We start from the raw sequence: 18,857 nt of genomic DNA, 5'->3' as shown, positions 1-18,857 counted from the left end.
GGCCCATTTTTGTTCTGCTTTTGCCTTATCAGCGTATATCCGCGTCATCCGCGGCAAAAAACCTCACAAAGCATCGCCATCCAGTTCACCGGTGCGGATGCGCAGGACCTTGTCGAGGTCGTAGACGAAGATCTTGCCGTCGCCGACCTTGCCGGTGTTGGCGGCCGACTGGATCGCCTCCACCACCCGGTCGGACTGGTCGTCGCTGACGGCGACCTCGAGCTTTATCTTGGGCAGGAAGTCGACCACGTACTCGGCGCCGCGATAGAGCTCGGTGTGGCCCTTCTGGCGGCCAAAGCCCTTCACTTCCGTCACCGTGACGCCGGACACGCCGACCTCGCTGAGCGCCTCGCGCACGTCGTCGAGCTTGAAGGGCTTGATGATGGCCATCACCATTTTCATGGACCGGTCTCCGGGGGGTCTGCCGGAAGCATAACCGGCCGCTCCGCCTCGCGGGGAGCGTTCGCAGGGCGGATGCGGGATAATGCCTACGCCCGTGCCGGCATCCGCCGACAGACCGCCGCGCTGCGACCGGCGACACTGGCCCAACTTTCCCCCGGGACGCCGCCATGATCGACCTCGCCAAAGTGGATGAACTCGCCCGCAAGCTCACCGAGCTGGTGCCCCCGGGGCTGAAGGAAGCCCGCGCCGACCTCGAGCAGAACTTCAAGGCCACCCTGCAGGCCGGGCTGAACCGGCTCGAGCTGGTCACCCGTGAGGAGTTCGACGTGCAGCGCGCAGTGCTGCTGCGCACCCGCGAGAAGCTCGAGGCGCTGGAAAAGCGCCTGGCCGAGCTCGAGGCCCGCGGCGGCAGTCCCGACACCAGCGCCCACTAAGCGCCGCGTTTTCCCAAGCCCATGAACCTGGCGCTGGCGCACAGCCGCGCCCGGGTCGGCGTGCACGCGCCCGCCGTCCGGGTCGAGGTGCACCTCGGCGGCGGCCTGCCGAACTTCACCCTGGTCGGCCTGCCGGCCACGGCGGTGCGGGAAAGTCGCGAACGGGTGCGCTCGGCCATCTGCAACGGGCAGTTCGAGTTCCCGCAGCGGCGCATCACCGTCAACCTGGCGCCGGCCGACCTGCCCAAGGAGGGCGGCCGCTACGACCTGGCCATCGCGCTCGGCCTGCTGGCGGCCAGCGGCCAGCTGCCGGTGGCGGCTCTGGGCGAGGTGGAGGTACTGGGCGAGCTGGCGCTCACCGGCGAACTCAAGCCGGTCGACGGCGTGCTGCCGGCGGCGCTGGCGGCGGCGCGCGAGGGCCGGCCGCTGGTGGTGCCGGCCGCCAACGCCGCCGAAGCCGCGCTGGCCGCGGGAGGCCGGGCGTTCGCGGCACGCACCCTGCTCGAGGTCTGCGCGCACCTGCGCGGCGAAGCCTTGCTGCCACCCGCCACGGCCGACGTCGCTGCGTCGCCGGTGCGGTATCCGGACCTTGCCGACGTCCGCGGCCAGGCCGCCGCCCGGCGCGCGCTGGAGGTGGCCGCCGCCGGTGCCCACGCCCTGCTCTTCATCGGGCCGCCCGGCTGCGGCAAGACCCTGCTGGCCTCGCGCCTGCCCGGGCTGCTGCCCGACCCGAGCGAGGCCGAGGCGCTGGAAACCGCCGCCATCCACTCGGTCAGCGGCCAGGGCCTGGACCTGGCGCGCTGGCGCCAGCGGCCTTTCCGCAGCCCCCACCACCTGGCCAGCGCGGTGGCCCTGGTGGGCGGCGGCGGCAACCCGCGGCCCGGCGAGATTTCGCTGGCCCACCACGGCGTGCTGTTCCTGGATGAACTGGCGGAATGGTCGCGGTACGCGCTCGACACCCTGCGCCAGCCGCTGGAGTCGGGCCGCGTGGTGATTTCCCGCGCCGCGCGGCAAAGCGAGTTCCCGGCCCGCTTCCAGCTGGTCGCCGCCATGAACCCCTGCCCCTGCGGCTGGGCCGGCGACCCGAGCGGGCGCTGCGGCTGCAGCGCCGAAGCGGTCGCACGCTACCGCGGCAAACTCTCGGGTCCGCTGCTCGACCGCATCGACCTGCAGCTGGCCGTGCCGCGGCTGCCGCCGTCCGAGCTGCGCCCCGACGGCCCGCCCGGCGAATCCACCGCCACCGTGCGCGCCCGCGTGCTGGCCGCGCGCGAACGCCAGATCCGGCGTGCCGGCATGCCGAACGCCCAGCTCGACCAGGCGACGACCGAGCGCGACTGCGCGCTCGCCCCCGCCGACCGCCGCCTGCTCGAGCGCGCCATCGACCAGCTGCAGCTCTCGGCCCGGGCCCTGCACCGCATCCAGCGCGTGGCCCGCACCCTCGCCGACCTTGAAGGCGCCGACGCCATCGCCATGCCGCACGTGGCCGAAGCCATCGGCTACCGCCTTCTCGACCGCGGCGCGCCCGGGCCGGGCTAGCATGGCGCCAGGAGGTGCCCGCCATGACCCACGCCAGCGGCCAATGCCTTTGCGGCGACCTGCGTTTCGACGCGCGCCTGCCCTCGAAGTGGATGGCGCACTGCCACTGCAGCCTATGCCAGCGCGCGCACGGCGCCGGCGTGGTCACCTGGGTCGGCTTCGAGGCCGGCCAGGTCGACGTGCAAGACCCGCTGGGCCGGCTGCACTGGTACGAATCGACGCCCGGCGCGGAGCGCGGCTTCTGCAGCCGCTGCGGCAGCACCCTGTTCTTCCGTTCCGCGCGCTGGCCGGGCGAACTGCACATCGTGCGCGCCAACTTCGACACGCCGCTCGACCGCGAGCCGCAGCTGCACGTCTTCTACGACACCCACGCGCCCTGGCTGCCCACCGCCGACGACGGGCTGCCGCGGAAGGGCGGCTAGGGCGCGCCCGGCGGCTGGCGCGCGCCGGCCGGCACCGGGTCGAGGTCGACCAGTTCGCGATGCGTCATCGTCGCCGCACGCGGCCCGAAGCCGACCAGGGCGATCACGCCCTCGCGAAGCGGCGGCAGGCCCAGCAGCTCGCCGATCTCGCCGTCGTTGATGGCCGCGGTGACGAAGGCGCCCAGGCCCAGCTCGGTGGCCGACAGGTACATCGTCTGCGAGAGGTGGCCCACGTCCAGGTGCACCACGCGCCAGGCCTTGGCGTGGCGGCGGTACTTCCAGAACAACCGGTCGAAGCGCGCCACCATCACCACCAGCACCGGCGCATCACGGAACCAGGCCTGGCCGGCGACGAAACGATGCGCCCAGCCGGCAGCCTCTTCGGCCGCCATGGCCTGCAGCGGCTCGAGCGCGTGTTCCATCGGCAGGTAGTGGTAGAGCCCGGGCGACAGGCCTTCGACCCGCTGCACCAGGGCATAGGCCTCGACCGCGTGCATGCCGCCGCCGGCCGGGCTGGTCTTCTTGACCACCACCGCGCCGGGCGCGAGCTCGTGCGTGCCCAGCGCACCCCAGGTCCGGCGCATCATGGTCGCGAAGCGCTGGGCGTCGAGCGTGGCGGCGGGGTCGAAGTTGCGGCAGGTGCGGCGCGCCTGCAGCAGCTCGTCGAACGCCGCCTGGCGCGCCGGCGCGAGCGCGACCCGCTCGGCGGCGGTCCGCTTTCGCGGCGCCGGAGTCGGCGCGGCGCCGAAACTCTCGACCAGCTCGCGGGCACTGGGGCGCAGGCCCTGCGCTTCACGCGCCTCGATGTCCACGCCGCGCCAGGCGCCCTGCGCCTGCGCCAGCAGCGCAGGCGGCCACCAGGCCAGTTCGCGCGCGGACTGGTCGGCAGCGGCGACGGGCGACACGGCATCGGCCGAGGACAACAGCAAACCGCCATCGAGCAGGTCCGCGATGACCGGCGCACCAAAGCGCTCCTCCAGTTCGGCGCGGGGCGCCCACGCCTCGGCGCCGACCGCCTCGAGTACCGCCAGTTGCGCCAGCGTCACCGGCACCGCCTCGGGCAGGTGCGGTGCCTGGGCCAGCCAGCGCGCTTGCCGGGCCAGGCCGTCGCCGCCCGCCAGCAGGTCGTTGAAGTCGAAGCGTGGTTCGTCGTCCAGCGCCACCACCAGGTGGGCGCATCGCCTGAGCTGCATGTCGGGTCCTTGTGTTCCGGCCCGGCGAGCCTGACCGCTGCGCCCATCCCCTGACAAGCCCGCGCGACAGCCGCTAGACTCTGCCGGCACCCATTGGTGCCCACCCAGGGGAATCACGCGTGTCCAAACAACTCTCCGAGCGCACCGTCGACGCGCTGCTGGACAAGCTCGGCGGCGACGACGCCTTCCGCACGTCCTTCATGGCCAACCCGAAGGCCGCGACCGTCTCGCTGAACACGGACGACCCGGCCACCGACGGTCTGCCGGAAGCGCCGATCACCCGCCTGGCGCGGAAGGAAGCGTTCCAGAAATCGCGCGCCGTCATCCGCCAGCGTTTGCTCGCTTCCCGGGTCCCGTTCGAGCCGATCAACTTCCACCTGCCCGAATAAGCCGAAGCCCGGGCGCACGAGAGGGGAGCGTCAGAGCGCGGCGTCCCGCCGCGCGACCTCGGCGCTATCCCCCGCCCCGGGCCAGGCATTGGCGAAGGCCTCGCTGGCTTCAGCGGCCTCCGCGGACCCCGGCTCCGCCAGGCGCGCCATGGCGCGCAGGGCGAGGTTGCTTTCAGCCACGTTGGCCAGCTGCCAGCCGCGGGTGTAGGTGGGCTCGCCGAATGCGACGGCCCGGTTTTCCGCAAGCCAGCTGGCCACGCGCGATGCCTGCTTGCGGTCGCCGGCGGCGACCAGCGCGCGCATCAGCACCGCCTTGCTGAAGTAGATGTCGCCACCCTGCCCGGGATCGCCCGCCAGGCGCGCAATGGCATCGGGGGCCCGCCCTTCGGCCAGCGCGATCTCGGCCTCGACCACGCGCGCCATCGAGGCATTGAACGGGTACACGCGCGTCTGCGGATCGTCGGCCACGACCGCCAGCAGGGTGCGGGCGTAATCGACCTCGCCGACATGGGCCGCCATCCAGGCGCCGGCCAGCAGCCGGAAGATGTACTCGCGCCGGTTCATCGCGTTCGACGAGGCAAAGGCCACCTTCTCGGCCTCGACCCAGGCGTGCAGGTCGGCGGAAAACGCTGCATCCGGCGCGTAGGCGCGCAGCGACAGCGCCATCAGGTCGATCTTGCCCAGCGCGAAGGCGGTGGCCCCGGCTTCGATGCCATCGACCTTGAGCACGACCAGTGCGGACCGGGCACCGCGCCAGTCACCCTGGTCCAGCGGCAGGCTGGCCTCGAAGGTGCGGCTTTCCAGGTCCTGCGCAGGCAGTCCCACCGCGGTTTGCTGCCCGGCCACGCGCCGGGCCTGGTCGTACTGGCGCAGCGACGCGTGGGCATCGATGAGTTCGCGCAGGCTACCGCGCATGCCGAGCGTGCGCGACTTTTCAAAAAGCGCGATGGCGGCGGGGGCATCGCCCTTCGCCAGTTCGGCCGCGGCGATCATGTAGACCGCCGACGGACGCTGGGGATTCTGGGGTACATCGGTGCCTGCCATGACCTCGGCGACCTGTTCGCTGCGCAGCAGGTCGAAATGAGCGAAAAACGCGGCGTTGTAGCGGCCGCGATAGTCATCCGGGTATAGCGACGCCAGCAGCCGGAGGCGCTCCACGGCCCGCGGCGCGTCGTCGAGCGTGGCTTCGGCGCCTTCCATGAAAAGCAGTTCACGACGGGTCAGCCGGTCGCGGTGGGCCTGGGCCTGGGCGAGATACTCGCGCGTGCCGGCCTCGTCACCCTCGACGTAACGCAGGAACGCCAGCCGCAGCCACGCCATGGCGAAGCCCGGATCCAGGCGCACGGCTTCCCGGAACAAGGCCTCGGCATCGCCGGCCTGGCCCTTGTAGCGCGCCGTCGTGCCGAGCGAAAACGCCCGCAGCGCCTCGATGTTCGGCGTGGTCGCCTGCTCCAGCGGCACCCGGTCGGCCGACACCGCCGCCATGGTTTCGCCCAGCCGGCCACGCACGTCGGCCAGGGCGGTGTCGAGCGAGGGCAGCACGCTTTCGACGCCGCGGCCATCGGCGCTTTCGCTGTAGACGGTGACGCCGGTCTTGGGGTCGATGACCTCCAGGCTGACGCGGATCACGCCGCCGACCTGGGCGATGGTGGGCAGGATGACGGCGCGCGCGCCCTCGCGCAGGGCCAGCTCGGTGGCCAGCTGGCGGTCGAGCGGCTGGCCCGGCCGCTGCATGCGCTGCAGGGCGCGGTCGACCTGCAGGTCGCTGTAGAGGTTGACGTACTGCGACTGCTCCAGGCCCACCCGCAGTGCGGTGTCGAGGGCGTCGTCGAACATGATTTCGCCGGTGCGGTTCTGCAGGTCGGCCACCACCACCCAGTCGCGCTCGGCGAAGGCGATGGCCGGCTCGCTGCGGAAGGTGGACCACAGCACGGCGCCGGCCAGGGCCACCAGCAGCATCGCTTCGGCCGCCAGCACCGGCGGCCGCCGCCACAGCGGCACCTCGCGCCAGCCCTTGGGGCCCGAGTCCGGAGGGCGCAGCGGCGCGATGCCCGGCTCGCCCACCTCGTGCACCAGCATCGGTGCCGGCACGCCCTTGAACCGGTAGCGCCCGTGCATGAGCCAGCGCAGGCGCCCGGCGCGCTCGCCCAGCTCGCCGGCGGCGCGCTGCGCCAGGTTCTGGGCCATGCCCGACATCAGGATCTGCCCGGGCAGGGCCAGGGTTATCAGGCGCGCGGCCACCGGCTTGGCCAGGCCCTCGACTTCGAAGGGCTTGGCGCCGGCCGCGACGTCGCGCGGGTGGTTGGCCCAGGTCATCACATCGCCGACATGGATGCCGGTGCGCGCCTTGAGCTGGAAGCCCTCGGCCTGGCCCAGTTCGTACAAGCCGCGCTGGTAGCGCAGGGCGAAATCCAGGGCCTGGATCGGCCGCTCGAACAGGGCCAGCACGCCGTCGGCCTTGTCCACCAGCTGGCCGTGGCACAGCTTCATGGCCTGCAGCATCAACTGGTCGTGGCGCTGCATGAAGGCGGCCGCGCGCGCATCGCCCAGTTTTTCAACCAGGGCGGTGGACTCGACGATGTCGCACACCAGCACCGCGCGAAGCATCGGCCTGACGACCGGGGCATCGAGGTGACTGGGGGTGCGGGGTTCCTGCACGTCCATTCAGCGGGCCAACCAGCATTCCTATCGGGGTGAACGCACGGGTCCGGGCCGGCCGGACAGCGAATTATTCGTCCAGGCGCCAGGCGTCGCCGCCCTGTCGCTTGGCGGCGTACAGGGCCCGGTCGGCCTCGCTGTACCAGGCCGCCCAGCCACCGGGATCGCCGCAGAAGGCGCCGCCGATGCTCACGCTCAGGCGGTGCTCGCGCAGGCTGGGCAGGCGCAGGCTGCGCACCGCCGCCAGCAGGCCGAGGGCGCGGTTGGCCAGCTCGCCTTCGTCGGCCACCCGCAGCACCAGGGCGAATTCGTCGCCGCCCAGGCGGCAGGGCAGCTCCAGCGGCCCCGCCATCCGGCGCACCTCCTCGGCCACCGCGCGCAGCGCGGCGTCGCCGGCCAGGTGGCCGCTGCGGTCGTTGATGCCCTTGAAGTGGTCCACGTCCACCAGCAGCAGGGCCAGGCGCAGGCCGCCCAGCGGCTGCCGGCCCAGTTCGTCCAGGTAGCGGTACAGGCCGCGGCGGTTGGCCAGGCCGGTCAGGTCGTCGCTGCGCACCAGCTGCTGGGCCACGGTGAGCTCGCTGCGGGTCTGGCGCAGGGTGTCGAGGGTCTGCAGCAGGTCTTCGTTGCGGCGGCGCAGGCTCTGCACCAGCTGGTGCTCGCCGGCCACCAGGTAGGCGAAGCTGCGCTGCATGAAGCGCGCCACCTGCGCCGGCTCGCGCTCGAGCAGCGCCTGGAAGGCGTCCTGGGTGATTTCGTAAAGCACGCCTGGGGTTTCGGCCACGGCCCGGGCGAAGCGCTGGTGGCGGCCGATGAACACGGCCAGCTCGCCGAAGTACTGCCCGGGGCCGAGCAGCTTGTCGGCCAGGCCCTCGTCGAAGGACAGGCGCACCTCGCCGGTGTCGATCAGGAACATGCTCTGGGCCGCTTCACCGCGCCGGAACAGCTCCTCGCCCGGCAGCACCGCCCGGCTCACACCCGCCGACGCCAGCACCCGGAAGGCTTCCGGGGCCAGCTGTGAAGGCAGATGAAGGCCCTCGTCACCCTCCGCGGGGGAGGTGACGGAGCCCTGGAATGAGGTTGGCGCCACGTTGGATCCCAGCCCTGTTTGACCCGAGTGTATCCAAGCTGGCGTCGGGAAACAGTGGATGCGTCAAAATGTCCCGGCCCCGGGGCAAACCCGGGGCCGGGACCAGGCTCAGGCCGCGTTGGCCTTGCGCTCCCCATGGAACTGCTCTTCCTCGGTCGAACCCTTGAGGGCCACCGTCGAACTCTGCCCGCCCTGGATGGCCTGGGTGACCGAGTCGAAGTAGCCGGTGCCGACCTCGCGCTGGTGCTTGACCGCGGTGAAGCCCTTCTCGGCCGCCGCGAACTCCTTCTCCTGCAGCTCGACGAAGGCGCTCATCTGGCGGCGGGCGTAGCCGTGGGCCAGCTCGAACATGCCGTAGTTGAGGCTGTGGAAGCCGGCCAGGGTGATGAACTGGAACTTGTAGCCCATCGCGCCCAGCTCCTTCTGGAACTTCGCGATCGTGGCGTCGTCGAGGTTCTTCTTCCAGTTGAAGCTCGGCGAGCAGTTGTAGGCCAGCAGCTTGCCCGGGAACTTCGCGTGGATCGCCTCGGCGAACTTGCGGGCGAAGGCCAGGTCGGGCTTGCCGGTCTCGCACCACACCAGGTCGGCATAGGGCGCGTAGGCCAGGCCGCGGCTGATGGCCTGGTCGATGCCCGGGCGGGTCTTGTAGAAGCCCTCGACGGTGCGCTCGCCGGTGCAGAACGGCTGGTCGTTCGGGTCGATGTCGCTGGTGAGCAGGTCGGCGGCCTCGGCGTCGGTGCGCGCGACCAGCAGGGTCGGCACGTTCATCACGTCGGCGGCCAGGCGCGCGGCGACCAGCTTCTGCACGGCCTCCTGGGTCGGCACGAGCACCTTGCCGCCCATGTGGCCGCACTTCTTCACGCTGGCCAGCTGATCTTCGAAGTGCACGCCGGCGGCGCCGGCCTCGATCATCGCCTTCATCAGCTCGAAGGCGTTGAGCACGCCGCCGAAACCGGCCTCGGCGTCGGCGACGATCGGCTGCATGAAGTCGATGCCGTCGTTGCCCTCGGCGTGGTGCAGCTGGTCGGCGCGCAGCAGCGCGTTGTTGATGCGCTTGACCACCTGCGGCACTGAGTTGGCCGGGTACAGGGACTGGTCGGGATACATCTCGCCGGCCAGGTTGGCGTCGGCCGCCACCTGCCAGCCGCTGAGGTAGATCGCCTTCAGCCCGGCCTTGACCTGCTGCATGGCCTGGTTGCCGGTGAGCGCACCGAGCGCGTTGACGAAGGGCTCGGAGTTGAGCGACTTCCACAGCTTCTCGGCGCCCAGGCGCGCGAGCGAATGTTCGATGGCGACGGTGCCGCGCAGGCGCACGACTTCCTCGGCGCTGTAGCCGCGCTCGATGCCGGCCCAGCGGGCCTCGGTGGCCCACTGCTGCTTGAGTTCGTCGACGGTGGGGAGGCGGTTGGTCATGGCGGCGGTTCCTTGTGGCTGTGGGGAGGGAGCTTTTTGTAGGAGCGCCTTCAGGCGCGGATCTTTTGCTTTTGCTTTTGCCTCTGGCAAAGAAGCGCTTCGCGCCTGAAGGCGCTCCTACGGGGAATGGCAGTCAGGCCAGGCGCTCGTAGGCCGGCAGGGTGAGGAAGTCGGCGAGCTCGCCGGCGTGGGTGAGCTTGTCGAGCAGGGCGATGGCGTCGTTGATGCGCGAGCCGCCCGGCAGGCGCATGCGGTCGGCCAGCTTCGAGGGCAGGGCCAGCAGCGCGCGGTCGAACAGCGAGAAGTCCACCGGCGTGCCGTCGTCGAGGTGCAGGTCGCCGCGGTGCAGCCATTGCCAGAGCTGGGCGCGGGCGATCTCGGCCGTGGCCGCGTCCTCCATCAGCCAGTGGATCGGCACGCAGCCCTGGCCGTCGAGCCAGGCGGCGAGGTAGCGCACGCAGACCTCGACGTTGTTGTCGAATCCCTTGCGGGTGATGGTGCCGATCGACGGCCGGATCAGCTGGTCGCGGTCGACCTGCACGTCCTCGCGGCGCACCGCGTGCTGGTCGGGGCCGGGCATGTGCTGGTCGAACACCTCGCGCGCGATCCGGATCAGGGCCGGGTGCGCGACCCAGGTGCCGTCGTGGCCGGCCCGCGCCTCGCGCTCCTTGTCGGCGCGCACGCGCGCCAGCGCCTCCTCGTTGGCGGCCGGGTCGCCGGCGATCGGGATCTGCGCGGCCATGCCGCCCATGGCGTGGGCGCCGCGGCGGTGGCAGGTCTGCACCAGCAGTTCGGAATAGGCCTTGAGGAAGGGCTGGGTCATGCCGACCTGGCCGCGCTCGGGCAGCACGCGGTCGCGGTGCCGGCGGAAGGTCTTGAGGTAGCTGAAGATGTAGTCCCAGCGGCCGCAGTTCAGGCCGACGATGCGGCCGCGCAGCGCGTGCAGGATCTCGTGCATCTCGAAGGCGGCCGGCAGGGTCTCGATCAGCACGGTCACTTTGATGCAGCCGGCGGGCAGGCCCAGGCGCTGCTCGACGAACGACAGCACCTCCTCCCAGAGCGCGGCCTCCTCCATGCACTCGAGCTTGGGCAGGTAGAAATACGGGCCGCGGTCTCGGGCCTGCAGCACGTTGGCGTTGTGGAAGGCGAACAGGCCCAGGTCGAACAGGCTGGCCGACAGGCGCTGGCCGTCGATGAGCACGTGTTTTTCGTCCAGGTGCCAGCCGCGCGGGCGCACGATCAGCGTGGTGGTCGAGGTCGGGTCGAGCACGTAGTGCTTGCTGCCGTCCGGAGCCATCCAGTCGAGCGTGCCGGTGACGGCCTTGCGCAGGGCGCGCTGGCCGACCAGCAGGTTCTCCCAGGTCGGGCTGGTGGAGTCCTCGAAGTCGGCCATGTAGCAGCTGGCGCCCGAGTTGAGGGCGTTGATCACCATCTTCGGGTCGACCGGGCCGGTGATCTCCACGCGGCGGTCGCGCAGCGCGGCCGGGGCCGGGGCCACGGTCCAGTCGCTCTCGCGGATGGCGCGGGTGTCGGTGCGGAAGTCCGGCAGCTCGCCGGCGTCGAAGCGGGCCTGGCGGTGGCGGCGGGCGGCCAGCCGGGCCTGGCGGGCCGATTCGAAGGCACGGTGCAGGTCGGCCAGGAAATCCAGGGCCAGGGTGCCCAGCAGGTCTTCCTGCCCGGGCAGCCGGGGGCCGGTGAGCTCCACCGGGGTGATCAGTCGTGCCGCGTCGCCTGCCATGGGATTGCTCCGGGGTTCGGGGTCGGGTTCGACGCTAGGCCCCGCACGGCGACTTTGCCAAAGCAAATGTTTTGATACTTGTTATAAGCTGGACTTATACAAGTGCCGGAACAGCGACTTATGGCCGAATCCAGCCCCCGGTTTTATTACAAGGGCGACCGCCTCAAGCCGGTTCGCGCCTTTTGCCAGGTGGCCAGGCTGGGCTCGGTGACCCGGGCGGCCGAGGCCCTGTTCCTCAGCCAGCCGGCCGTGACCCTGCAGGTGCAGGCGCTCGAGCGCGAGCTGGGCGTACCCCTGTTCGAGCGCATCGGCCGGCGCTTCAGCCTCACCCGCGAGGGCCAGGTGCTCTACGACCTGGCCCGGCCCCTGGTCGAGGGGCTGGACGGCCTGGAGGGCGAATTCCGCAGCCGGATCAAGGGCTTGCAGGCCGGCGAGCTGCACGTGGCGGCCGGCAGTTCGACCATCCTCTACCTGCTGCCGACCCTGGTGCAGGCCTTCCGCGCCGCCCATCCGGAGGTACAGCTGGTGCTGCACAACGTCACCGGCCAGGACGGCCTGGGCCTGCTGCGCTCGGACGGCGTCGACCTGGCCGTGGGGTCGATGCTCGACGTGCCCAACGACCTGGCCTACGAGCCGGTCTATTCCTTCGACCCCATGCTGATCTGCCCGCCCGGGCACCCGCTGGCCGACAAGGCCGACCTGCGCCTCGAGGACCTCTCGCCCTACGGCCTGATCCTGCCGCCGCGGCGCCTGACCACCTACCGGCTGGTGGACCTGGTGTTCCAGCAGCGGCGCGTGCCCTACACGGTGGCGCTGGAGGTGGGCGGCTGGGAGGTGATCAAGCAGTACGTGGCAATGGGCCTGGGCATCAGCATCGTCACCAGCATCTGCCTGACCGAGGCCGACCAGCAGCGCCTGGTGGCGCGCAGCCTGGCCGAGTATTTCCCGCCGCGCAGCTACGGCGTGGTGATGCGCAAGGGCAAATACCTCAGCCCGCAGGCGCGCGCCTTCGTCGACCTGGTCAAACCCGGCCTGTTCCAGCGCCGCGACTACTTCGAGGCCGGCCACTCCGAACGCTGAGCGCCCTTCCCCACCGCGCCCGCGGCGGCGGCGATGTCGGCACCCGAGGGCTGCTGGAAGGCCCGCAGCCCGAACTCCGGCAGGATCGCCAGCAGGTGGTCGAAGATGTCGGACTGGATGTCCTCGTACTCGCCCCAGGCCGTGGTGGCGGTGAAGCAGTAGATCTCCAGCGGCAGGCCCTCGGGCCCGGGCGGGAGCTGGCGCACCAGCAGCGTCATGCCCTGGTGGATGCCCTTGTGCGCCTGCAGGTAGGCGCGGGCGTAGGCGCGGAAGGTGCCGAGGTTGGTGAGCCGGCGCAGGTTCACCGGCGCCCGGCCTTCCTGGGTGGCGTTCCACTCGGCCAGCTCGGCGGCCTTCTTCTCCAGGTAGGGCTGCAGCAGCACGAAGCGCGACAGCGCCTGGCGCTCCTCGTTGTCCAGGTAGCGCACCGTGCCCTGGTCGATCTGCAGCGCGCGCTTGATGCGGCGCCCGCCCGACTCGCTCATCCCGCGCCAGTTCTTGAAGCTGTCGGCGATCAGCGCGTGGGTGGGGATGGTGGTGATGGTCTTGTCCCAGTTCTGCACCTTCACCGTGTGCAGGGCCACGTCGATCACGTCGCCGTCGGCGCCGTACTTGGGCATCTCGATCCAGTCGCCCACCCGCACCATGTCGTTGGAGTTGAGCTGCACGCTGGCCACCAGCGACAGGATCGTGTCCTTGAACACCAGCATCAGCACCGCGGTCATGGCGCCAAAGCCCGAGAGCAGCAGCAGCGGCGACTTCTCCACCAGCACCGCGATCACCAGCACCGCCGCCAGCACGAACAGCACGATCTTGGCCACCTGCAGGTAGCCCTTGATCGGCCGGTTGCGCGCCCGCACCGGGTCGCGCGACTCGTAGATGTCCTGCAGGCTCGAGAGGAAGGCCGACAGCGCCTGCGCCGCCGTGAGCACCACGTAGGCGGCGGCGACGTTGCGCGCCACCGCCACCACGCCTTCGGGCACGCCCGGCAGCAGCGGCGCGCCGAGATAGATGACGATCGCCGGCACCGTGTGCGACAGGCGCCTGATGACGCCGCGGCGGAGGATGGCGTCGTCCCACTTCACCGGCGAGGCCTGCACCAGCTGCACCAGCACGCGCACCAGCAGGCGCCGGGTGAGCTGGTCGGCCAGCCACGCCACCAGCAGCAGGGTGGTGGAGGTCGCGAGGGTCAGCAGCCAGGGCCGCGTGGCCAGCTGGTCGTAGAAGGCGGTGAACGGTTCCATTCGGCCAGTTTATCGGCCCTGCCGCCCTCGCCCAACCCGCAGTCAAGCCCTTGTAGGAGCGCCTGAAGGCGCTCCTACAGGAAGTCCGGATTACAGCGTGTCGCGGTTCTTGCCGATGTGCGGCCGGTACAGCGCGCGGATGCGCACCATGTCGGCGTCGTAGTCCTCGGTGGTCTCGACCAGCTGGTCGAGCACGATGGTCTTGCCCGGATAGTGGAAGGCGGCGCAGAACACCGGCACGCCGGCCAGCCGGGCGATCTTCCAGAAGCCCGGCTTCCAGCGCTCGACGCGCCTGCGGGTGCCTTCCGGCGCCAGCAGGAACCAGATGTTGCCGCTTTCGCGCACGCGCGCCGCCGACTGCTCGACGATGCCGCCGGGCGCGCCGCGGTCGACCGGGATGCCGCCGAACCAGCGCAGCAGCCAGCCCAGCGGGCCGCGGAAGAGCTCGGCCTTGGCCATGAAGGCGATGTCCAGGCCCATCGCCAGCTTCGCCGCCAGGCCCCAGTAGGCGTCCCAGCCGGAGGAGTGCGGGGCGACGATGATCACCATCTTCGGCAGGTCGGGGAACTGGCCGGTGACCCGCCAGCCCCCCAGCCTCAGCAGGGTGCGGCCGAACCAGCGCCCGAGGCGGCTGCCGGTGCGCGGGGCCTGCGGCGGCAGGACGGGGACGACCGGGCTCATTCGCGATCCCACGCCGAGGCGCTGCGCTGGCGCTTGACCGACGCGCGCTCGCGCTTGGCGCCCAGCCGGCGTTCCTTCGAGCCTTTGGTGGGCTTGGTCGCCACGCGCTTCTTCGGCGCCACGGTGGCGGCGGCCACCAGCGCGGCCAGGCGCGCGCGCGCGTCCTCGCGGTTGCGGTCCTGGGTGCGGAAGCGCTGGGCGCTGAGCACCAGCACACCTTCGGCGGTGATCCGGCGATCGCGCCGGGCCAGCAGCCGGGCCTTCACCTCGGCCGGCAGCGCGGTCGAGCCGGCGATGTCGAAACGCAGCTCGACGGCGGTCGAGACCTTGTTCACGTTCTGCCCGCCCGGCCCGCCCGAGCGCACGAAGCGCTCGACGAGCTCGTCGTCGGGGATGGACAGGGTTGGTGTGATCTCCAGCATGGCCGCGGATTCTAAACCAGTGCGGGGGCCTTCACGCCCGGCGACGGGCGTCGGGCCTGAAGGCCCTCCCACAGTACAATCGCGTCCCTATGCACGGCCTCAACCCCCAACAACAAGCCGCGGTCGAGTACCTCGACGGCCCCCTGCTCGTGCTCGCCGGCGCGGGCAGCGGCAAGACCCGCGTGATCACCGAGAAGATCGCCCACCTCGTGGCCACCGGCCGCCGCGAGGCCCGGCACATCGCCGCCATCACCTTCACCAACAAGGCGGCGAAGGAAATGCGCGAGCGCGTGGCCAAACGCATCAGGGGCGACGCCGCCGAAGGCCTGACGGTCACCACCTTCCACTCGCTGGGCCTGCGCTTCCTGCAGATCGAGCACGACCGGGCCGGCCTGCGCCGCGGCTTTTCGATCTTCGACGCCGACGACCAGATGGCCATCATCAAGGATCTGGCGCCGCAGGGCCTGAAGAACGACGCCCTGTTCGCGCTGCAGAACCTGGTGAGCACGGCCAAGAACAACGCGCTCACGCCCGAGCAGGCCGCCGAGGCCGCGCGCAGCGTCCGCGAGCGCGAGGCGGCGGCCATCTACGCCCGCTACCAGGCGCGCCTGCAGGCCTTCAACGCGGTCGATTTCGACGACCTGATCCGCCTGCCCCTGCAGCTGCTCGAAGCCGACCCCGAGCTCGCCGCCGGCTGGCGCGAGCGCCTGCGCTACCTGCTGGTGGACGAGTGCCAGGACACCAACGGCGCCCAGTACCGCCTGCTCAAGCAGCTGGCCGGGCCGAAGGGCCAGATGACCTGCGTGGGCGACGACGACCAGAGCATCTACGCCTGGCGCGGCGCCCAGCCCGAGAACCTCGAGCTGCTGGCCCAGGACTACCCGGCGCTGAAGGTGATCAAGCTCGAGCAGAACTACCGCTGCTCGGGGCGCATCCTGCGCTGCGCCAACACCCTGATCGAGAAGAACCCGCACAAGCACCTCAAGCAGCTCTGGAGCCAGCACGGCGACGGCGAGCCGGTGCGCGTGTGGCAGAGCCGCAACAACGAACACGAGGCCGAGCGCGTCGCGGCCGAGATCCACTACCTGCACCAGGCCAAGGAAATCCCCTGGGGCGAGTTCGCCATCCTCTTCCGCGGCAACCACCAGTCGCGGCCGCTTGAGAAGGCACTGCAGCTGCTGCGCATCCCCTACCACCTCACCGGCGGCACGGCCTTCCTCGACCGCGCCGAGGTCAAGGACCTGCTGAGCTGGCTGCGCGTGCTGGCCAACCCCGACGACGACACCGCCTTCCTGCGCGCGATCGCCGCGCCCAAGCGCGAGGTCGGCGCCACCACGCTCGAGAAGCTGGCGGCGATGGCGCAGACGGCGGGCATGCCGATGTCGAAGGCGGCCGGCCAGATCGGCTTCCTCAAGCAGCTCACGCCGCGCGCGGCGGCCGGCCTGGACGAGTTCTCGCGCATCGTCGACGGCCTGCGCGACCTGTCGCGCGAACTCACCCCGGCCGAGCTGGTGCCGGTGCTGGCCGAACGCAGCGGCCTGCTGGGCATGATCCGCAGCCAGTGCAAGGACGAGGCCGGCTTCCTGCGCCGCAAGGCCAACCTCGAGGAGCTGGCCTCGTGGTTCGAAGGCGCCCGCGGCGGCGGCCCCGGCGAGCTGGCCGCGCAGCTGGCCCTGCTGTCGAACGCCGACCGCGGCGAGCCCGGCAACGCCGTGCGGCTGATGAGCCTGCACGCGGCCAAGGGCCTGGAGTTCCGCGCCGTGTTCGTGGTCGGCTGCGAGGACGGCAACCTGCCGCACGAGGCCGCGCTCGAGGAGGGCGGGCTCGAGGAGGAGCGCCGGCTGATGTACGTCGGCATCACCCGCGCCAAGGAGCGGCTCTACCTGTCGCACAGCGCCGAGGTGAAGCGCTGGGGCGCGGTCGAACACCTGCTGCCCAGCCGCTTCCTGGACGAACTGCCGCCCGGCGACCTGCTGCGCGACGGCGCCGACCCCGAGCGCGAATCGGCCGAGAAGAAGCAGCGCGGCCGCGCCCATATGGACGCCATCGCCGCGCTGTTCGGCGACTGACCGGCGCGCTTACAGCGCCGACACCAGCACGATTGATGGGGACAGGTGCATTTTCCGGCCCAGGCAGGCCAAAGTCCCGAGCTGCCCGGACCGGAAAATGCACCTGTCCCCTTTCCTCCCAGCCGCGATTCACCTTCGCGGGGTCGGCACGGGGAATTCGGTCATGTGGCTCGGCTAAACTCGGCGGCCTTGATTGGAAGGAAGCCGCCGATGTCCCTGCCCCGCCCCCTGGTCCTGTCCACCCTCGTGCTCGCGCTGGCGGCCTGCCAGACCGCCCCGACCCCACGTCCCGCCGCCGAACCCGCACCGGTCCCGGCCCCGGTGGCCGCGCCCGCCGGCCCGGCCGCCAACGACAACCTCAATGCCGTGGCCTGGATCCAGGCCGCCGAGGAATACCGCCTGCTGGCCGGCCAGACCTTCCGGTCGGCGCTGGTGCAGCTCGACCGCGCCATCAAGACCCCGGGCTGGGATGCGCTGGTGCCGTCCGAGCGCGCCAACCCGGCCGACGGCCTGCCGCCGGCGGTGATCGTCGACATCGACGAGACCGTGCTCGACAACTCGCCCTACCAGGCCCGCCTGGTGCGCGACGGCGGCAGCTACAACGAGGTCACCTGGGACGCCTGGGTGCGCGAGGAAAAGGCCCGTCCCGTGCCGGGCGCCCTCGAGTTCGCCCAAGCCGCCGCCGCCCGCGGCGTCACCATCTTCTACGTGTCCAACCGCGCCGCGCACCTCAATGAGGCCACCGTGGCCAACCTGCGGGCGGTCGGCTTCCCGATCGAGTCCGAGGCGCAGTTCCTGGGCCTGGGCTTCTTCGTGGACGGCTGCGAGCAGCAGGGCTCGGAAAAGGGCTGCCGCCGCCAGCACGTGGGCCGCACCCACCGCGTGCTGATGCAGTTCGGCGACCAGATCGGCGACATGGTCACCATCGAGGCCAACAACCCGGCCGGCCGCAAGGCGGCGCTGGAGCCCTACCTGGGCTGGTTCGGCGAGCGCTGGTGGGTGCTGCCCAACCCCAGCTACGGCAGCTGGGAGCCGGCCCTGTTCAACAACGCCTGGAGCCTGCCGGAGGCCGAGCGCCGCCAGCTCAAGCTCGAGGCCCTGGACTACGCCGAGTAAGCCCATGCCCACGACCCGCGACCGCCTGATCTTCGCCCTCGACGTGCCGACCGCCGCCGAGGCCCACGCCTGGGTCGAGCGCTTGGGCGACTCGGTGTCCTTCTACAAGATCGGCATGGAGCTGCTGACCAGCGGCGACTACTTCCGCGTGCTCGAGGACCTGGCCGCCTGCGGCAAGCAGGTGTTCGTGGACCTGAAGTTCCACGATGTGCCGGCCACCGTGGCCGCCACCATCCGCGGCCTGCGCCGCTACCCGGTCAGTTTCTGCACCATCCACGGCCAACATCACGGCATGATGCATGCCGCTTCGCAGGAGAAGGGCGATATTCGCCTCCTGGCGGTCACCGTGCTCACCTCCATGGATCGCAGCGATCTTCGCCAATTGGGCATCGATCGTGAGCCTTCGGAGGTGGTCGTCGAACGCGCCCTGGCCGCCCGCGACGCCGGCTGCGACGGCGTCATCGCGTCGGGCCAGGAGGCCGGCCTGATCCGCCAGTCCACCGGCCCGGGCTTCCTGGTGGTCTGCCCGGGCATCCGCCCGGCCGGCCCGGCCGGCGATGACCAGAAGCGAACCGTGGACGTGGCCCAGGCCTTCGCGGCCGGCGCCGACTACATCGTGGTGGGCCGGCCGATCCGCAACGCCGCCGACCCGGTGGCCGCCGCGGAGCAGATCCAGGCCCAGATCGCCCAGGCGATATTCATATAGAACAGGAACTTATCCTGTAAAACCTCAGGTATTGCCTAAGCATTCGCCCTGGCCTATCCTGAGCCGGTCGTCGGGCACCGGCCCGCCGGGATCCACAACGACGACCTGTCCTCCGGATCACACCGGATTCGCGGGGCCCCTCGGGGCCCCGGTTTTTTGGCCCCGGCCCGCCTTGGGGCCCGGCCCGGCAAACGGGTCCTGAACCCCCGATCTGCTAGATTCAGCGCCCGAACCCACGGTCCCGAAACCGAAATGATCCGATCCCCC

The 18,857-nt window shown here is 71.1% G+C and carries 17 protein-coding genes; 8 read left to right on the top strand and 9 right to left on the bottom strand.

Features of this window, described 5'->3' with window-relative positions; translation table 11 throughout:
• Positions 1-63 precede the first annotated feature (63 nt).
• On the bottom strand, positions 64-402 hold the full coding sequence (locus C6N40_RS11090) for a P-II family nitrogen regulator (protein WP_106991096.1): 339 nt from the start codon (positions 400-402) through the stop codon (positions 64-66).
• A gap of 167 nt (positions 403-569) precedes the next feature.
• Between C6N40_RS11090 and ubiK the strand changes: the two genes are divergently transcribed.
• Genes ubiK through C6N40_RS11075 form a run of 3 tightly spaced genes read left to right on the top strand, consistent with a single transcriptional unit; the run spans position 570 to position 2,794 of the window.
• Positions 570-836 carry a ubiquinone biosynthesis accessory factor UbiK gene (gene ubiK, locus C6N40_RS11085; protein WP_106991095.1) on the top strand — a complete coding sequence of 89 codons (267 nt, stop codon included), beginning with the start codon at positions 570-572 and terminating at the stop codon, positions 834-836.
• Between the two features lie 21 nt (positions 837-857).
• A complete protein-coding gene (locus C6N40_RS11080) occupies positions 858-2,372 on the top strand; it encodes a YifB family Mg chelatase-like AAA ATPase (RefSeq protein WP_106991094.1) in 1,515 nt (504 codons plus the stop codon).
• A gap of 23 nt (positions 2,373-2,395) precedes the next feature.
• Entirely contained in the window at positions 2,396-2,794 is a 399-nt protein-coding gene (locus C6N40_RS11075; protein WP_106991093.1) for a GFA family protein, read from the top strand.
• Here the strand turns inward: C6N40_RS11075 and C6N40_RS11070 are convergent.
• On the bottom strand, positions 2,791-3,987 hold the full coding sequence (locus tag C6N40_RS11070; RefSeq protein WP_106991092.1) for a putative peptide maturation dehydrogenase: 1,197 nt from the start codon (positions 3,985-3,987) through the stop codon (positions 2,791-2,793). The genes C6N40_RS11075 and C6N40_RS11070 overlap by 4 nt on opposite strands.
• Before the next feature lie 119 nt (positions 3,988-4,106).
• Here C6N40_RS11070 and C6N40_RS11065 point away from each other — a divergent pair, with 119 nt between their 5' ends.
• Positions 4,107-4,376, top strand: a complete 270-nt coding sequence (locus C6N40_RS11065) for an NHLP-related RiPP peptide (protein WP_162782199.1) — start codon at positions 4,107-4,109, stop codon at positions 4,374-4,376.
• Between the two features lie 30 nt (positions 4,377-4,406).
• On the opposite strand, the gene C6N40_RS11060 is transcribed toward C6N40_RS11065, so the two are convergent.
• The 4 genes from C6N40_RS11060 to aceB all read right to left on the bottom strand — a co-directional run bounded on the left by C6N40_RS11060 (position 4,407) and on the right by aceB (position 11,272).
• The gene (locus C6N40_RS11060) at positions 4,407-7,034 is read right to left on the bottom strand and encodes a putative peptide modification system cyclase (protein ID WP_162782198.1); all 2,628 of its coding nucleotides are present in this window, start codon (positions 7,032-7,034) and stop codon (positions 4,407-4,409) included.
• Positions 7,035-7,104: 70 nt separating this feature from the next.
• Complete coding sequence (locus C6N40_RS11055; RefSeq protein ID WP_106991089.1) at positions 7,105-8,121, bottom strand: GGDEF domain-containing protein; 1,017 nt, start codon at positions 8,119-8,121, stop codon at positions 7,105-7,107.
• 108 nt (positions 8,122-8,229) lie between these two features.
• The gene (aceA, locus tag C6N40_RS11050; protein WP_106991088.1) at positions 8,230-9,534 is read right to left on the bottom strand and encodes an isocitrate lyase; all 1,305 of its coding nucleotides are present in this window, start codon (positions 9,532-9,534) and stop codon (positions 8,230-8,232) included.
• Between the two features lie 133 nt (positions 9,535-9,667).
• A complete protein-coding gene (gene aceB / locus C6N40_RS11045; protein ID WP_106991087.1) occupies positions 9,668-11,272 on the bottom strand; it encodes a malate synthase A in 1,605 nt (534 codons plus the stop codon).
• A gap of 120 nt (positions 11,273-11,392) precedes the next feature.
• Between aceB and C6N40_RS11040 the strand changes: the two genes are divergently transcribed.
• Positions 11,393-12,352, top strand: a complete 960-nt coding sequence (locus C6N40_RS11040; protein ID WP_106991086.1) for a LysR family transcriptional regulator — start codon at positions 11,393-11,395, stop codon at positions 12,350-12,352.
• Here C6N40_RS11040 and C6N40_RS11035 read toward each other — a convergent pair.
• The 3 genes from C6N40_RS11035 to arfB all read right to left on the bottom strand — a co-directional run bounded on the left by C6N40_RS11035 (position 12,322) and on the right by arfB (position 14,699).
• On the bottom strand, positions 12,322-13,596 hold the full coding sequence (locus C6N40_RS11035; protein WP_106991085.1) for a mechanosensitive ion channel family protein: 1,275 nt from the start codon (positions 13,594-13,596) through the stop codon (positions 12,322-12,324). The genes C6N40_RS11040 and C6N40_RS11035 overlap by 31 nt on opposite strands.
• 90 nt (positions 13,597-13,686) lie before the next feature.
• Positions 13,687-14,277 (bottom strand): 1-acyl-sn-glycerol-3-phosphate acyltransferase, encoded by a 591-nt coding sequence (locus C6N40_RS11030; protein WP_106991084.1) that lies wholly within the window; start codon positions 14,275-14,277, stop codon positions 13,687-13,689.
• Complete coding sequence (arfB, locus tag C6N40_RS11025; protein ID WP_106991083.1) at positions 14,274-14,699, bottom strand: alternative ribosome rescue aminoacyl-tRNA hydrolase ArfB; 426 nt, start codon at positions 14,697-14,699, stop codon at positions 14,274-14,276. The genes C6N40_RS11030 and arfB overlap by 4 nt, the downstream gene beginning before the upstream one ends.
• A gap of 89 nt (positions 14,700-14,788) precedes the next feature.
• Here arfB and C6N40_RS11020 point away from each other — a divergent pair, with 89 nt between their 5' ends.
• The 3 genes from C6N40_RS11020 (at position 14,789) to pyrF (ending at position 18,590) form a co-directional block, all read left to right on the top strand.
• The gene (locus C6N40_RS11020; RefSeq protein WP_106991082.1) at positions 14,789-16,768 is read left to right on the top strand and encodes a UvrD-helicase domain-containing protein; all 1,980 of its coding nucleotides are present in this window, start codon (positions 14,789-14,791) and stop codon (positions 16,766-16,768) included.
• A 210-nt stretch (positions 16,769-16,978) separates the two neighbouring features.
• Positions 16,979-17,884, top strand: a complete 906-nt coding sequence (locus tag C6N40_RS11015) for a 5'-nucleotidase, lipoprotein e(P4) family (protein ID WP_106991081.1) — start codon at positions 16,979-16,981, stop codon at positions 17,882-17,884.
• A gap of 4 nt (positions 17,885-17,888) precedes the next feature.
• Positions 17,889-18,590: an orotidine-5'-phosphate decarboxylase gene (gene pyrF / locus C6N40_RS11010; protein ID WP_106991080.1), complete on the top strand. Its 702-nt coding sequence runs from the start codon at positions 17,889-17,891 to the stop codon at positions 18,588-18,590.
• Positions 18,591-18,857 lie beyond the last annotated feature (267 nt).

The sequence above is a fragment of the Arenimonas caeni genome (assembly GCF_003024235.1).
GTDB lineage: Bacteria > Pseudomonadota > Gammaproteobacteria > Xanthomonadales > Xanthomonadaceae > Arenimonas > Arenimonas caeni.
Note: the sequence above shows the minus strand (reverse complement) of the source record. Positions and strands in the feature narration are given on the sequence as shown.